17 protein-coding genes are annotated in these 14712 nt (G+C 29.6%); 3 read left to right on the forward strand and 14 right to left on the reverse strand.

Going from position 1 to position 14712, the window contains the following annotated elements:
- On the forward strand, window positions 1–1584 hold the full coding sequence (locus tag BUB01_RS12565) for a putative ABC exporter domain-containing protein (protein WP_072988147.1): 1584 nt from the start codon (window positions 1–3) through the stop codon (window positions 1582–1584).
- 108 nt (window positions 1585–1692) lie between these two features.
- On the opposite strand, the gene BUB01_RS12570 is transcribed toward BUB01_RS12565, so the two are convergent.
- Window positions 1693–2376, reverse strand: a complete 684-nt coding sequence (locus BUB01_RS12570) for a tetratricopeptide repeat protein (protein ID WP_143152491.1) — start codon at window positions 2374–2376, stop codon at window positions 1693–1695.
- A gap of 535 nt (window positions 2377–2911) precedes the next feature.
- On the opposite strand from BUB01_RS12570, the gene BUB01_RS12575 reads away from it, so the two are divergent.
- Complete coding sequence (locus BUB01_RS12575) at window positions 2912–3769, forward strand: YitT family protein (RefSeq protein ID WP_072988153.1); 858 nt, start codon at window positions 2912–2914, stop codon at window positions 3767–3769.
- A gap of 155 nt (window positions 3770–3924) precedes the next feature.
- Here the strand turns inward: BUB01_RS12575 and BUB01_RS12580 are convergent, their stop codons facing one another.
- Window positions 3925–4482 (reverse strand): Fe-S-containing hydro-lyase, encoded by a 558-nt coding sequence (locus BUB01_RS12580; RefSeq protein WP_072988156.1) that lies wholly within the window; start codon window positions 4480–4482, stop codon window positions 3925–3927.
- Window positions 4483–4494: 12 nt separating this feature from the next.
- Window positions 4495–5337 (reverse strand): fumarate hydratase, encoded by an 843-nt coding sequence (locus tag BUB01_RS12585; RefSeq protein ID WP_072988160.1) that lies wholly within the window; start codon window positions 5335–5337, stop codon window positions 4495–4497.
- A gap of 86 nt (window positions 5338–5423) precedes the next feature.
- Between BUB01_RS12585 and BUB01_RS12590 the strand changes: the two genes are divergently transcribed.
- Window positions 5424–6179: a hypothetical protein gene (locus BUB01_RS12590; protein ID WP_072988163.1), complete on the forward strand. Its 756-nt coding sequence runs from the start codon at window positions 5424–5426 to the stop codon at window positions 6177–6179.
- Window positions 6180–6328: 149 nt separating this feature from the next.
- On the opposite strand, the gene cwlD is transcribed toward BUB01_RS12590, so the two are convergent.
- From cwlD to rpsK, 11 genes are all read right to left on the reverse strand, one after another.
- Window positions 6329–7012: an N-acetylmuramoyl-L-alanine amidase CwlD gene (gene cwlD, locus BUB01_RS12595; RefSeq protein WP_072988166.1), complete on the reverse strand. Its 684-nt coding sequence runs from the start codon at window positions 7010–7012 to the stop codon at window positions 6329–6331.
- 673 nt (window positions 7013–7685) lie between these two features.
- On the reverse strand, window positions 7686–8078 hold the full coding sequence (gene rpsI / locus BUB01_RS12600) for a 30S ribosomal protein S9 (RefSeq protein WP_072988169.1): 393 nt from the start codon (window positions 8076–8078) through the stop codon (window positions 7686–7688).
- Between the two features lie 26 nt (window positions 8079–8104).
- The gene (rplM, locus tag BUB01_RS12605; RefSeq protein ID WP_072988172.1) at window positions 8105–8539 is read right to left on the reverse strand and encodes a 50S ribosomal protein L13; all 435 of its coding nucleotides are present in this window, start codon (window positions 8537–8539) and stop codon (window positions 8105–8107) included.
- 159 nt (window positions 8540–8698) lie between these two features.
- The gene (truA, locus tag BUB01_RS12610; RefSeq protein ID WP_072988175.1) at window positions 8699–9433 is read right to left on the reverse strand and encodes a tRNA pseudouridine(38-40) synthase TruA; all 735 of its coding nucleotides are present in this window, start codon (window positions 9431–9433) and stop codon (window positions 8699–8701) included.
- 81 nt (window positions 9434–9514) lie between these two features.
- Entirely contained in the window at window positions 9515–10327 is an 813-nt protein-coding gene (locus BUB01_RS12615; RefSeq protein ID WP_072988178.1) for an energy-coupling factor transporter transmembrane component T family protein, read from the reverse strand.
- A gap of 21 nt (window positions 10328–10348) precedes the next feature.
- Window positions 10349–11206, reverse strand: a complete 858-nt coding sequence (locus tag BUB01_RS12620; protein ID WP_072988181.1) for an energy-coupling factor transporter ATPase — start codon at window positions 11204–11206, stop codon at window positions 10349–10351.
- Window positions 11191–12036: an energy-coupling factor transporter ATPase gene (locus BUB01_RS12625; protein ID WP_072988185.1), complete on the reverse strand. Its 846-nt coding sequence runs from the start codon at window positions 12034–12036 to the stop codon at window positions 11191–11193. The genes BUB01_RS12620 and BUB01_RS12625 overlap by 16 nt, the downstream gene beginning before the upstream one ends.
- 231 nt (window positions 12037–12267) lie before the next feature.
- Entirely contained in the window at window positions 12268–12609 is a 342-nt protein-coding gene (gene rplQ, locus BUB01_RS12630) for a 50S ribosomal protein L17 (protein ID WP_072988188.1), read from the reverse strand.
- A 16-nt stretch (window positions 12610–12625) separates the two neighbouring features.
- Window positions 12626–13573 carry a DNA-directed RNA polymerase subunit alpha gene (locus BUB01_RS12635; RefSeq protein ID WP_072988191.1) on the reverse strand — a complete coding sequence of 316 codons (948 nt, stop codon included), beginning with the start codon at window positions 13571–13573 and terminating at the stop codon, window positions 12626–12628.
- 96 nt (window positions 13574–13669) lie between these two features.
- The gene (gene rpsD / locus BUB01_RS12640) at window positions 13670–14290 is read right to left on the reverse strand and encodes a 30S ribosomal protein S4 (RefSeq protein WP_072988195.1); all 621 of its coding nucleotides are present in this window, start codon (window positions 14288–14290) and stop codon (window positions 13670–13672) included.
- Window positions 14291–14314: 24 nt separating this feature from the next.
- Window positions 14315–14710 (reverse strand): 30S ribosomal protein S11, encoded by a 396-nt coding sequence (gene rpsK / locus BUB01_RS12645; RefSeq protein ID WP_072988198.1) that lies wholly within the window; start codon window positions 14708–14710, stop codon window positions 14315–14317.
- Between the last annotated feature and the right edge of the window lie 2 nt (window positions 14711–14712).

A 14712-nucleotide genomic window follows, 5' to 3' on the forward strand; every position in this document is an offset into this window, starting at 1 on the left:
ATGCAAGCTTTACGTTATTTATTTCGTACAAGTGCCATAAATTATATAAAGGTTCTTAAACGAACTCCTTCAAAGCTTATAGCCCTTATTTTCTATATTGCTATTTTGTGCTTTATATTTTTTGCTGCTGCACTTCCCAAAAAAAGTAATAACACTATATCTATTAATATAGTTATAAGTATTTCTGTAATTTTAGCTTTTATTTGTATTTTTTTAGCCCTTATAAATGGAACAAAAAGAATGGCCACATCTTATTTGATGAGTGATGTTAATTTAATCTTTACCTCACCTATAAAGCCACAAACGGTTTTACTTTATGGGTTTATAAAACAAATAAAAAGTGTTTTACTCTTTAGTCTATTTTTACTATTTCAAATGCCTAATATATCAGCAAACTTTAAGCTTGCACCATTTGGCATATTTGTTATAATTATCAGTTTTATATTGCTTCAGCTTTTATGCTCTTTTCTTTCGATGCTTGTATATTCTTTAGTAAATAAGAGCAAAGAGCTTCAACAAAAAGCTAATTACTTTTTTAAATTTTTAGGTATTTTCTTAATTGCCTTTACTGCAATTTCAGTATACGGTCCTAAAAATAAACTTCTATCAAATACAATAGACTTTTTTTCTGGAAAAACTTTTGATTATGTTCCTATTGTAGGCTGGTTTAAAATAATAATAACTCAATGCTTCGTTGGATATAATAAATCTTTTCCTTTCCTACTATTGCTTTTAATAATATCTATAGGTATTACTATAACTATACTTTATAAATTAAACTTAGATTTTTACGAAGATGTATTAGAATCCTCAGAACATAATGAAACTCTTAGCAAAGTAAAAACTAAACAAATAGATAAAAAATCTGTGGTTAATGAAAATTTATTTAAATACAAAAGAAAAACAAGAAAAATTACATCTAACTATAATACAACTTTTGCTCGTGCTATAATGTCTAGACATATTCTAGAGTATAGAAAAACAGGCTTCGGTATATTAGATTTTAGTGCTTTAATATTTATTGGTATAGCCTTAGGCTTTAGCTTCTTCTTTCCTCATAAGGATATAAAAATCTTATTATTCTTTTTCATATATATGACCGTTATAACAAGCTTTACTGGTAAGTTTAATGAAGAAGTATCTAAACATTATATTTTTATGATTCCTGATAGAGCTGAAAAAAAGATAATCTATGCAACTATTGGTTCTATTCTTAAGTTTTGTAGTGATGCCTTATTTATTTTTATACCTTCAGCATTAATAATTAAGGCTAATCCGATTGAAACCTTACTTTGCATTTTAAGTTATGTATCCTTTGGTGCCGTAGTAACTTATGGTTCTATAGTTAATATGAGATTCATAGGAGCTTTAGGCTCTAAATTCTTCTCAGGACTACTCCAATTCGTTTCATTAATACTTTATATACTTCCTGGCCTTATAGGCGCTGGAATACTTTCTGTCTTTTTTTCATTTTTATTTGGTAAGTATTCCATTTATATAAGCTTTTTAGTATGGAACAGTCTTGCATCTTTTGTCCTTTTACAAATTGGAAAGAAGGTTCTTGATAATTTAGAAAATGTATAAATAAAAAATTCTCTTATACAATTTCATACTTTTCTATATAATAAAATATAGGAGCTATGAATCCCTATATTCATGACTCCTATATTTTATGTTGAATTTTAAACTATCTTATTTCACCAATTCTTTAAACTCATCAGAATTCTTAACATTATTAAAATCTGCTTCTGTTTTTGCTGCTTCTTTTACTGAAGCATTTTTATCCACAGCTTTTTTTAAATATTCCACAGTATTTTTAACATCACCTTTTCTACCATATATAGATGCTATGCCATAGTAACTCCATTCATATTTTTCAATTTCTAGTGCTTTATTATACCATACTAAAGCATCATCATATTTCCCATAAAGCTCATAGGCCAAAGCCTTATTAAACCTTCCATATCCATAATCACCTTTTAACTCTAATGCCTTATCTATATCCTTCATTCCAGCTTCTAAATCACCATTATAGGCCGTTGCTATACCTCTTAGACTATAAGCTTTATAATAATTTTTTTCCTCTTCTATTATTTTACTTGAAAGTTCTATAGTATTTTTATATTCTTTACTATGAAAAGTAGCAAATGCTTCATTATACATACCTTCCAATTTTTCTTGCTTCTTTTCAATATCATCTTGTATTTGCTTTTCCTTTTTCTTCTCTGCTAACTGAATTTCTTGATTTTTTTGTAAAGTTTCTATTTCCTTTTTGTTATTATAACCTTCGTAAACAAATATCCCAATAGCAATTACTACAAAAATACCAAGTAAAATACTTTTGGTCCTCATTGATCCTGGTAACTTAATTCTCATAATATTCTCCTTTTACATAATAAAAAATTAGGTACTAATAATATTTTAAATTATTACCAGGTAAACTGTCTATATACATTTAATAAAAAAGAAACTTCTACCCCTATTCATTCTTAAAAGTATTCCTGCAAAACAAAATCAATTTTGAAGCTCAATCTCCAATAATTACATTTTTGAAAGTACTTTTACAGAACAATTTCTACTAGTTAGATTAAAATCTATAACATCAATGAACTTCTACTGACAAAATCCAAAATATAATCTTTCACTTAAAACTTAAGCTTTTACTTAATTTAACATTAACCAAAATAAGACTTTTGCTACTCACTTATAAGTTAATTTCTCTTTTTCAAATTACATATACGTAATTAATTATAAGACATTCATAAATTGGTGAAAAACATAGCAAATTGAACCTAAAAATGAATAAAATCTTGTAATATTAAAATACTACAGTTTATGAGATTTAACAACCTGAATAAATTCTATATAATTACTAGGGGGATGTTATTATTATTTAAGGAGAATTTATATTATGGACTATATCAAAAGCCAAAAAACACTTATGACTGACGTAGTACTAATAATACTAGGTTGCTTTATAGCATCATTAGGTGTTAATTTATTTTTAATTCATGCAAAGTTACTTAGTGGTGGTGCTACAGGTGTTGCTCTTATCATTCAGTATCTTAATGGTTTTAAAGCAGGTTATATGGTGTTTCTTATCAATTTACCATTATTCATTTTAAGTTTTTTTAAACTTAATAGAAGATTTACCTACTATTCTGCTATAGGTATGCTATCATTATCTATATCATTAATTTTAACCTCGTCTTTAACTCAGGGAATATTCGTAGATGACATTTTACTTTACTGTATCTATGGTGGAGTTCTTTGTGGACTAGGTTACGGGATAGTATTCTCTAGAAATGGTTCAACCGGTGGTACTGACATAATAACTATGCTTATAAGAAAGAAATTTTCAAACTTTAATATAGGCAGTTTAAGCTTTATATTAAACGTACTCATAGTTTCTATAGGCGCTTACTTCTTTGGTATTCCAAAAGCATTATATACTTTGATATCTATGTTTATACAAAGTATAGTTGTAGATAAAGTTGTCAAAGGTCTTAACTCTAAACAGCTTTTACTAATAATTACTGAAAGAGAACAGGCTGTTATAGATTATATAATAGAAAATTTACATAGAGGTGTTACTTCATTATTTGCAGAAGGTGAATATACCCATGATAAAAAGAAAATGTTATACTGCTTAGTTACAACTAGACAAATGATTGAACTTAAAAATACAATTCACCTTATAGATGAAAAAGCTTTTGTTACTATAATTGATGTTTCTGAAGTAAGAGGAAAAGGTTTTAAAAATATATAATATAAAAAGGGAGACTTATAGAAATTTTTTACTCCACCCTAATGGATTCAAGTGATCAAAACTTTCTATACACTCCCTTAATTTTTTTTAAAACTCCTATTCATTATCATTCATAAGAATGTTCTAATATCCAAATCAAAATTCTATAAATAACCTTATTTTATTCTATCTCTATATTTTTGTTGACCTATTTTATATAGATCATTACCTTCGCTATCTATTATAACTATCAATGGAAAATCCTTCACATTCAACTTTCTAATAGCTTCTGCTCCTAGATCCTCATAAGCTATTATCTCTGATTTTTCTATAGATTTTGCAATTAATGCTCCTACACCTCCTATAGCCCCAAAATATATCGCTCCATTTTTAATCATAGAGTTTACTACTTCTTCACCTCTATATCCCTTACCTATCATTCCCTTTAATCCTAAATCTAATAGTCTTGGTGCATATGAATCCATTCTATAACTTGTAGTTGGACCAGCTGAACCAATTATTTTTCCTGGTTTTGCCGGTGTAGGGCCAACATAATATATTATTTGATTTTCTAAATTTAAAGGTAATTCTTTACCTTCATCTAATAATTCTACAAGTCTTTTGTGCGCTGCATCTCTCGCAGTATAAATAGTTCCTGAAAGTAATATAGTATCCCCTGCCTTTAATCCCTTAACCTTTTCCATCGTCAAAGGAGTTTGAAGTTTCTTTTCCATATTCCCCCTCCTTTATAATTCTATTTCAGCATGTCTTGTAGCATGACAATTTATGTTCACAGCAACAGGTAAGCCTGCTATATGTGTTGGATAAGTTTCTATATTAATAGCTAAAGCTGTAGTCTTTCCACCAAAACCTTGTGGCCCTATACCTAAAGCATTAATCTTCTCTAACAATTCCTCTTCTAAGCTCCTATAATATTCATCCTTATTTCTTTCTTCTGTAGACCTTATGAGAGCCTTCTTAGCAAGCAATGTAACCTTATCAAAGCTTCCACCTATACCTACTCCTATTACAAGTGGAGGGCATGCGTTAGGTCCAGCATCCTTCACAGTCTGTAAAATAAATTTCTTCACACCCTCTACCCCATCGGAAGGTTTTAACATTTTTAAAGCACTCATATTTTCTGAACCAAATCCCTTAGGTGCAACTGTTATCTTAAACTTATCACCTTTAACTATCTCATAATTTATTATAGCTGGTGTGTTATCCTTTGTATTTATTCTAATTATAGGATCATTAACTACAGACTTTCTTAAATAACCTTCTTCATAGCCTTGCCTAACCCCTTCATTAATGGCTTCTTCTAGTCCACCACCAACTATGTGTATTTCTTGTCCTAATGTAATAAACACTAAACACATGCCTGTATCTTGGCATATAGGCACATTTTCATCCTTTGCTATATCTCCATTTAATAAAATCTTATCCAAAATATTTTCTGCTATTTCAAAAGTTTCCTCAGACCTAGCTTTTTCTATAACATTTCTAATATCTTCAGTCATGTAATAATTAGCATTTATACATAACTTTTTAACTGCCTCTACTATTTGTGAAACATGTACTTCCCTCATAGCAACCCCCTAATCTTTAATATTTGTCATAAAATAATTCTATAATTATTATACTTTATATGTAAAGTAATTTTAAGGAGTATATTATGAAAAATTTAAATATGCATAAAGCAAGCTCAATTATAATATATATATTAATTTTAATTTTAATTTTTTTAGTGGGCTCTACAATTTATAAATCTTACAACAAAAAAAATCCTAAAGTAGCTCCATATAATAGTATAGGTGTTTCGCCTTTTACTGGTGAATCACTAAAGACAGTACAAGCAAATATTAATTTTAACTATGTTCAATATATTAATAACAATTTATCAACACTATCTTTTTTAAACTCAGCTGATATAACATATGGATTTTATAATTCTAGTAAAGATACTTTAAATTATGGTGCTATCTATCTTAATAAACATATTTCTAAGGCAGATGATATATACTCTATATCAAACATACCTTTAAATTATAGTCCAGAGCTTGCTTTTGATGATTATAATTTAAAAAATAAAAATGAATCAAATAATCTTTCAATTGTATTTTCTAATAATTGTAGCTTAAACTTTGTTTTCTTTGATGATCATTATATTCTTTTAGATAATAAAAATAAAAAAACTAAACTTTGCTATGATAATATACTTGTTGAATTTACTGATAACATAAATGACTTTAAAGAATATCCATACTTAATAACTGATAAGAAAGAAGGTCTTCTTTGTGTTGCTAATTCTAATAATAAAATATATTTAGAAAACTCTAACCTATTTTTAACTAATAACAATAAGATTGCTAAATTACAAAAAGGTAATACTCTTTGGATTTTTACAAACAAAAATATAAAAATAAAATAATAAACGTTCAAATTAATTTTTACTGTGTATAAATAACGCTAAATTTGAAAAAACAACCCCTTAAATATATTAATATTCGAGGGGTTTATTTCTTAGGAAATATTTTTTTACATTAAATATTCTTTTAAGTATATATTCTACAGCAACAACTACTCTTTAAAATATTTATCTACACCTAATCCTATTGCTTCTGCAAGTTTTTCTTGATATTTATCACTTTTTAGATTCTGTTCTTCTTCATAATTAGATAAAAAACCACATTCAATAATAACTGAAGCACCTTCATAATTATCTCTCAATATTTTATACTGTTCTCCTGCTGGCTTACATACTCTATTATTATTAGGATCAACATTTGCTTTAAGGCTATCTTGTAAGCTCTCTGCTAGCTTTTTACTTTTTTCGTTGCTTGCATACCAAACTTGTGCACCTTTGTACTTTCCCTGTGGAAACATATTTTGATGTATGCTCACAAACGCATCACATTTAGTTTCTTTTTTAAGTTCTACCCTTCTAGTTAAATCCTGCACCTTTTTATTTTTTACAGTTTTCCCTTTATCATAAAGGCCATCATCATTATCCCTAGTCATGAATACCTTATATCCCTTTGCTTCTAAATTACTTTTTAGTTTTAAAGTTATTGCTAAATTAATATCTTTTTCAATAGTTCCATTTTTAGATTGAGCACCTCCATCAAAACCACCATGTCCTGCATCTAATAGTATTATCTTCCCTTCATTAGTATCTTTCTTCTCTTTAGCATAAGCATTAATTGTAGTAGATACTAATATTGCTATAATCATAAAAAATATAAACTGTTTTTTAAATTTCATATTAATTTCCTCCAGTTAAAATAAGCTAAATTTATTTTTTCACTATTTCTTTATTTTTATACAAAAAAATAATCTTATAAATTTCCCTACAACATAAATAGATTTAAGTTGTCGAAAACTATATAAGACTACCTGGAATTTTAAAAATAAGAACTTTATAAAATTTATTATATATATGATATAACTTGAAATCTACATTTATTTTAATACACATATTAAAAATAAAATAAAGATAACATTAAATTAAATTTATAGAAACCATATTACAACATATATATTTTTAAATTTTACATTTATCTTAATATATTTGTCAAACCCAAAATAAAGACATCATTAGATTTAATTTGTAGAAATCATATGACAATATAGTACCATGTTTATAATAATCTTAGATATTACTATGACTGCATTTATCTTTATAAATAACTATATAAATTACTAATATATAAGTTTCAATAAATTTACTCCATAGGTTATTTAAATCTTCAATTAATTTTACAAGCACCTAAGTATAGTTTTAATTATCAAATATATATTGCAATTAAAATTCTACATTTAATTAGATATCTATAAAAATACGATTAAAAAGTAATTCTAAATTTAGATCGTAGAAAGCATATTGAAATATATATGCAAAAAAAGAGAGGTAAAAACCTCTCTTGTAACCACAATATTATCTCTTTGAGAATTGTGATGATTTTCTTGCTTTTTTAAGACCGTATTTCTTTCTTTCTTTCATTCTTGAATCTCTTGTTAAGAAACCAGCCTTCTTTAATTCTGGTCTTAGGTTTTCATCAGCTTTTAATAAAGCTCTTGATATACCATGTCTGATAGCTCCAGCTTGACCTGTGAATCCACCACCGTGTACATTTACTAAAACGTCGAATTTTTCTTTAGTTCCAGTTAAAACTAATGGTTGGTTAACGATTAGTCTTAAAGTTTCTAAACCAAAGTATGTTTCAATTTCTCTTTTATTGATTATAACTCTACCTTCTCCTGGTACAAGTCTTACTCTTGCAACTGATTTTTTTCTTCTTCCAGTTCCCATGTATTGAACTTTAGCCATTTTAAAATCCTCCTCCCGAGCCTATATTAGTACTTTAATTCAAGTACTTCTGGATTTTGAGCAGCGTGATCGTGTTCAGCTCCTCTATATACTTTTAATTTTTTAAGCATTTTTCTTCCTAAAACACCTGTTGGAAGCATTCTTCTAACAGCTTCTTCGAAAGCAAATTCAGGTTTCTTTTCTAAAACTTCTCTATATGGAGTTTCTTTTAATCCGCCTGGATAAAAACTGTGCTTTCTCATCATTTTTTGATCTAATTTTTTACCAGTTAAAACAACTTTTTCAGCATTGATTATTATAACAAAATCTCCGCAATCTACATTTGGTGTGAATGTAGGTTTGTTTTTACCTCTTAATATTGTAGCAACTTGGCTTGCAACTCTTCCTAGTGGCTTACCAGCAGCGTCAACAACATACCATTTTCTTTCAACTTCGTTTGGTTTAGCGATGTATGATTTCATTGTTTTCCCTCCCTGAACTTTCGATTAGGTTTAATATTTTTCGTGTCTTACATATATGTGAAGACCAGTATTTCTGTGTCTTTTACACATTTATATCTCTTACAAACAAATACAATTATAATACACGCTTACGGGCGTGTCAAGGAATTTTAAATATTTTTAGTAAAAAACTTTTTCTAAGCTTAAACCTGTTGGCGGAACACACCTTCCAGCTCTTTTTCGCTCTTTAGAATCTATTATATCCTTCATATCTTCTGGCTTTAGCTTCCCAGTCCCTACAAATATTAATGTTCCGACTATTATTCTAACCATATTGTATAAAAATCCATCCGCTGTTACAAAAATATTTATCTCATCCTCATTTGTTTCTATATGTAAATCACTTATAGTTCTAATAGAACTTGTAGTTGAACTACCTAAACTTTTAAAAGCACTAAAATCATGCTTACCAATAAAATATGCACATGCTTTCTTCATAGCTTCTATATCTAACTTCTTTCTTACATGATAGGTATAATTTCTTTTTAAAGCTGACGGTAATTCTCTATTTAGTATAGTATAACAATAAGTTTTACCTATATTACAATACCTTGCATGAAAATCATCTTCTACCTCTTCTGATTTTGTAACAACTATGTCTAAAGGTAATCTAGACTTTAAAGCTTCTCTATAACAATGTGGAGGTATCGTAGCGTTAGTTTTAAAGTTTGCTACATATTCCTTAGCATGTACCCCTGAATCCGTTCTACTACAACCCTCAACCTTAACATCTTCGCTAGTTAGATTAGATAAGGCCTTTTCCAACGTTTGTTGTATCGTAACACCATTTTTTTGTCTTTGCCATCCATTATAATTAGTTCCATCATATTCAAGAATTAATTTTATATTTTTCAAATTATCACCCTACCTTAGGAATATTGAAAAAAATAATGAACTATAATATCTCTATTGAACTCATTATTTATTTCATAAACCTTAAATAATTCCAATTCTTATTAATATGCTTGCTATAAATAATATTGAAAATACTCCATAAGCTATTAAATCTTTATTTGTATATTTAAGCTCTTTCATTCTTGTTCTACCTTCTCCGCCTCTATAACATCTGGCTTCCATAGCCATAGCTAGTTCATCAGCTCTTCTAAATGAGCTGATAAAAAGAGGTACTAATAAAGGAATTAAATTCTTGGCTTTAGTTACTAAGCTTCCCGATTCAAAATCTGCTCCCCTTGCTTGTTGAGCCTTCATAATTTTATCTGTTTCATCTATCAATGTTGGAATAAATCTTAATGCTATAGTCATCATCATAGCCAACTCATGAGCTGGTAATCCAAGTTTTTTAAAGGGATTTAACAATTTTTCTATACCATCAGTAAGTTCTATTGGTGATGTCGTTAACGTTAATAAAGATGTTCCTAATATTAAAAATATTAATCTTAAAGTCATGAATACAGCTGTATCAACACCTTCTTTATATATTTTAAAAAATTTAAATTGCCATAATAAAGTACTATCTGAACCTTGTATCATGAATACATTTAATAATGCTGTTATAATAATAAGTATAAAAACTGGTTTAAGACCTTTGTACAGATAACTTAAATGAATCTTAGATACAGCAACTGCCAAGCCTAAAAATGCTATTACAAATATATACCCAAAAAAATTATTTATAACAAAAAGTGATACTATAAATAATAATGATATGATTATTTTTGTTCTTGGATCTAACTTGTGTACAAAGGTATCACCAGGAATATATTGACCTATGGTTATATCTTTAATCATTAAACTTCTTCCTTTCTAAACTTACTTACTTTTATTTATAAGTGTCAAAAGAGCTTCTTTAGCTTGACTTATAGTAAATATATCTTCTGATATATCAAATCCCTTTTCCCTCAAAGCTCTAGTTAAATATGTTACCTGTGGAACTGCTAATCCTACATTTTCTAATGTTTCTATTTCTCTAAATACCTTAGCCGGAGTTCCATCTAAGATTACTTCTCCGCCATTCATAACAACTACTCTACCTGCAATCTTTGCTACATCCTCCATACTATGGCTAACTAAAATAATAGTCATATTATATTCTATATGCAATTTTTCTATTTGCTCTAAAATCTCATCTCTTCCTTTCGGATCTAAACCTGCCGTTGGTTCATCAAGAATAAGCACTTTAGGTTCCATAGCAATAACACCTGCAATGGCAACCCTTCTTTTTTGTCCACCACTTAACTCAAATGGTGATTTATCCTTGTACTCTTCATAATCTAATCCAACCATTTTCATTGCTCTTAGTACTCTATTATGAATTTCTTCTTCTGTTAAGCCTAAATTTCTTGGGCCAAATTCTATATCCTTCTCAATCGTCTCTTCAAATAGTTGATATTCTGGGTATTGAAAAACTAACCCAACCTTTTTTCTTATATCACTTAGCTTAACACCTTTAGCTGTTATATCTGTTCCATCTACAGTTATATTACCTGAAGTAGGCTTTAACAATCCATTTAAGTGTTGTATTAAAGTAGATTTTCCTGAGCCAGTATGACCTATTAAAGCTACAAATTCCCCATCTTTTATCCCTAAATTAACCTTATTTAAAGCCACCTTTTCAAAAGGCGACTTTGCCATATATATATGAACTAAATCTTTTATTTCAATTGACATAATGCACTCACCATCTCATCTATATTTAGAATTTCTGTAGATATACTTATTCCTTCCTTCTTAAGTTCATAAGCAAGCTCAGTAACCTGAGGTACATCTAATCCTATTTCCTTCATTTCCTTTACATTAGAAAAAACTTGCCTTGGATCTCCCTCCATAACAACTTTACCTTTATCCATAACTACTACCCTATCCGCTTGTGCTGCTTCATCCATATAATGAGTTATAAGTATTATCGTTATATTGAACTTCTCATTAACTTCTTTTATAGTTTTTAGTACTTCTCTTCTACCAGAAGGATCAAGCATAGCTGTAGGTTCATCTAATATAATACATTTTGGTCTCATAGCCAATATACCGGCTATTGCAACCCTCTGCTTTTGACCTCCTGATAAAAGATGTGGCGCATGTTTTCTATATTCATACATTCCAACACGTTTTAAACTCTCATCAACTCGTTCTCTTATTTCCGAAGGAGCAACACCTAAATTTTCAGGTCCAAAAGCAACATCTTCTTCAACAATAGTTGCAACTAATTGATTATCTGGGTTTTGAAATACCATCCCTGCTGTACTTCTTATATCCCAAATATTATTTTCATCTAATGTATCTAACCCATCTACATAAACCTTCCCACTGCTAGGAAGTAATAATGCATTCATATGTTTAGCTATAGTAGATTTGCCTGAACCATTATGCCCTAAGACAACTAAAAATTCCCCTTGATTAACCTCTAAACTTACATCATTAACTGCTAATTTTTCTATTTTTTCTTCCCCACTTATATATTTAAAAACTAAATTTTCACATTTAATCATTTTATTGCTCACGGGAAACCCTCCATTTAATATTAATTGCTTTTTAATTTGTTATTTTATGAAAATATATTATTAACAATATATATAATTATGGATAAATATCCTTTCATAAAATTACAAATTCATACTGGTATCTTATACTTATATTTAGATAACAAAATTAATTATAACCTAATAACATTAGATTTACCATTATTTTTATATATTAAAATGGGGACTAAGTTAAACTTAATCCCCGTATTATTATACTAATTCAAGTATAACAACTTCAGCTCCGTCGCCTCTTCTTGGACCCACTTTATACATTCTAGTGTATCCACCATTTCTTTCAGCGTACTTTGGAGCAACATTTTCAAATAAGTTTTTAACTACTTCTTCTTCCATTACAAAAGAAAGAACTTGTCTTCTTGCATGTAAATCTCCTCTTTTTGCAAGAGTGATCATCTTTTCAGCAAGTCTTCTAGTTTCTTTGGCTCTAGTTTCAGTAGTTTCTATTTTACCGTGCTTTAAGAAGCTTGTTGTAAGACTTCTAAGCATAGCTCTTCTTTGGTCGGTTGGACGACCTAATTTACGTTGTACTGCCATGGCTTTACCTCCTGACTTACTCGTCGCTTAGTCTTAAATTTAAGCCCAATTCTGTTAACTTTCTTTCCACTTCTTCAAGTGACTTCTTACCAAGGTTTCTCACCTTCATCATGTCGTCCATGCTTCTTGCAGCAAGTTCTTGAACAGTGTTTATACCAGCTCTCTTTAAGCAGTTATATGATCTAACTGACAAATCAAGCTCTTCGATAGTCATTTCAAGGGCCTTTTCTTTTTTATCTTCTTCTTTTTCAATCATTATTTCAACATCATTAGCATTATCTGTTAAAGTCATGAACAATTTAAAATGTTCAATAAGTATTTTAGCTGAAAGACTGATTGCTTCTTCAATCTTAATAGTTCCATTAGTCCATATCTCAAGAGTAAGCTTGTCGTAGTCAGTAATTTGACCAACTCTTGTATTTTCAACACTAAAGTTCACTCTTTTAACTGGTGTATAAATAGAATCTAAAGCTATTGCTGATAATGGAAGTTCATCGGATTTGTTCTTGTTTTGAGAAACATATCCTCTACCTCTATCAACAGTTATCTCCATATATAGCTTTCCATTATCATCTAATGTTGCTATATGTAGATCCTTATTAACAACTTCAACATCTCCATCAGTTTTTATATCTGCTCCTGTAACCACTCCTGGTCCTTTTGCATCTATATATATAGTTTTTGAACCTTCACCTGTCATTCTTAAAGCTAAGGCTTTAAGGTTAAGTACTAATTCAGTAACATCTTCCTTAACTCCTGTAACTGTCGAAAACTCATGAAGAACTCCATCTATTTTAACTGATGTAGCTGCTACTCCTGGTAGTGAAGAAAGTAATATTCTTCTTAATGCATTACCAAGAGTTATGCCATATCCTCTTTCAAGTGGTTCTACGACAAATTTGCCGTACGTACCGTCCTCGTTCGATTCTATGCACTCAATAATTGGCTTTTCAATTTCTAACATTCACAAACCCTCCTTAATATTAAAATGGCAACCTTAAGCTGAGGGCAACTGATTTATATTTGCAAGGGAGATAACTTCCCTTGCAAATATCAATTATTACTTGCTGTATAACTCAACTATTAGAGTTTCATTAACTGGAACGTCAATATCTTCTCTAGCTGGTTCTGCTATAACTTTACCTTCAAAGTTTTCTACATTTGCAGATAACCATTTTGGTAAAGCTTTTGGATTTTCAGCAAAAGCTTTGAATTTTTCAGAAGCTCTGCTCTTTTCACTTACAGTTATAACATCGTTAACTGTAACTTTATATGAAGGAATATCAAGCTTCTTGCCATTTACTAAGAAATGGCCATGAGTAACTAATTGTCTAGCTTCAGTTCTTGAAGCTCCGTATCCTAATCTGAATACAGTGTTATCTAATCTCATTTCTAATAATTTTAATAGGTTTTCACCTGTTATTCCTTTAAGCTTTTCAGCTCTTTCATAAGTACTTCTGAATTGGCTTTCAAGAAGTCCATATATTCTCTTAGCTTTTTGTTTTTCTCTTAATTGAGTACCGTAGTTAGACATTTTCTTCTTAGCCGCACCGTGTTGTCCTGGTGCATAGCTTCTTCTAACAAACGCACATTTATCTGTAAAGCATCTATCCCCTTTAAGGAATAATTTCATACCTTCTCTTCTGCATAGTCTGCATGTAGCTCCAGTATATCTTGCCATGAATTACACCTCCTATTAATGTTACTAAACTCTTCTTCTTTTTGGTGGTCTGCAACCGTTGTGTGGAATTGGAGTTACGTCTTTAATTAAAGTAACTTCTAAACCTGCTGCTTGTAAACTTCTGATAGCTGCTTCTCTACCAGATCCTGGACCTTTTACGTATACTTCAACGCTTTTTAATCCATGTTCCATAGCTGCTTTAGCTGCAGTTTCTGCTGCCATTTGAGCTGCAAAAGGAGTGCTTTTTCTTGATCCTCTGAAGCCTAAACCACCAGCACTTGACCATGATAATGCATTTCCTGCTGCATCAGTTAAAGTAACTATTGAGTTATTGAAAGTTGACTTGATGTGTGCAGCACCATGCTCAACGTTTTTTCTTTCTTTTCTTCTTCTAGTCTTTTTAACTTTTTGAGCTGCCATTG

Source organism: Clostridium cavendishii DSM 21758 (genome assembly GCF_900141845.1).
GTDB classification, from domain to species: Bacteria; Bacillota; Clostridia; order Clostridiales; family Clostridiaceae; genus Clostridium_AG; species Clostridium_AG cavendishii.

What these genes read in the sequence shown, in the direction of transcription:
- rpsK (WP_072988198.1), bottom strand. Translation starts at nt 14,710, where the DNA reads ATGGCAGCTCAAAAAGTTAAAAAGACTAGAAGAAGAAAAGAAAGAAAA.
- BUB01_RS12590 (WP_072988163.1), top strand. Translation starts at nt 5,424, where the DNA reads ATGAAAAATTTAAATATGCATAAAGCAAGCTCAATTATAATATATATA.
- BUB01_RS12575 (WP_072988153.1), top strand. Translation starts at nt 2,912, where the DNA reads ATGGACTATATCAAAAGCCAAAAAACACTTATGACTGACGTAGTACTA.
- rplQ (WP_072988188.1), bottom strand. Translation starts at nt 12,609, where the DNA reads ATGGCAGTACAACGTAAATTAGGTCGTCCAACCGACCAAAGAAGAGCT.
- rplM (WP_072988172.1), bottom strand. Translation starts at nt 8,539, where the DNA reads ATGAAATCATACATCGCTAAACCAAACGAAGTTGAAAGAAAATGGTAT.
- BUB01_RS12580 (WP_072988156.1), bottom strand. Translation starts at nt 4,482, where the DNA reads ATGGAAAAGAAACTTCAAACTCCTTTGACGATGGAAAAGGTTAAGGGA.
- rpsD (WP_072988195.1), bottom strand. Translation starts at nt 14,290, where the DNA reads ATGGCAAGATATACTGGAGCTACATGCAGACTATGCAGAAGAGAAGGT.
- BUB01_RS12565 (WP_072988147.1), top strand. Translation starts at nt 1, where the DNA reads ATGCAAGCTTTACGTTATTTATTTCGTACAAGTGCCATAAATTATATA.
- BUB01_RS12585 (WP_072988160.1), bottom strand. Translation starts at nt 5,337, where the DNA reads ATGAGGGAAGTACATGTTTCACAAATAGTAGAGGCAGTTAAAAAGTTA.
- BUB01_RS12570 (WP_143152491.1), bottom strand. Translation starts at nt 2,376, where the DNA reads ATGAGAATTAAGTTACCAGGATCAATGAGGACCAAAAGTATTTTACTT.
- BUB01_RS12635 (WP_072988191.1), bottom strand. Translation starts at nt 13,573, where the DNA reads ATGTTAGAAATTGAAAAGCCAATTATTGAGTGCATAGAATCGAACGAG.
- rpsI (WP_072988169.1), bottom strand. Translation starts at nt 8,078, where the DNA reads ATGGCTAAAGTTCAATACATGGGAACTGGAAGAAGAAAAAAATCAGTT.
- BUB01_RS12620 (WP_072988181.1), bottom strand. Translation starts at nt 11,206, where the DNA reads ATGTCAATTGAAATAAAAGATTTAGTTCATATATATATGGCAAAGTCG.
- BUB01_RS12615 (WP_072988178.1), bottom strand. Translation starts at nt 10,327, where the DNA reads ATGATTAAAGATATAACCATAGGTCAATATATTCCTGGTGATACCTTT.
- cwlD (WP_072988166.1), bottom strand. Translation starts at nt 7,012, where the DNA reads ATGAAATTTAAAAAACAGTTTATATTTTTTATGATTATAGCAATATTA.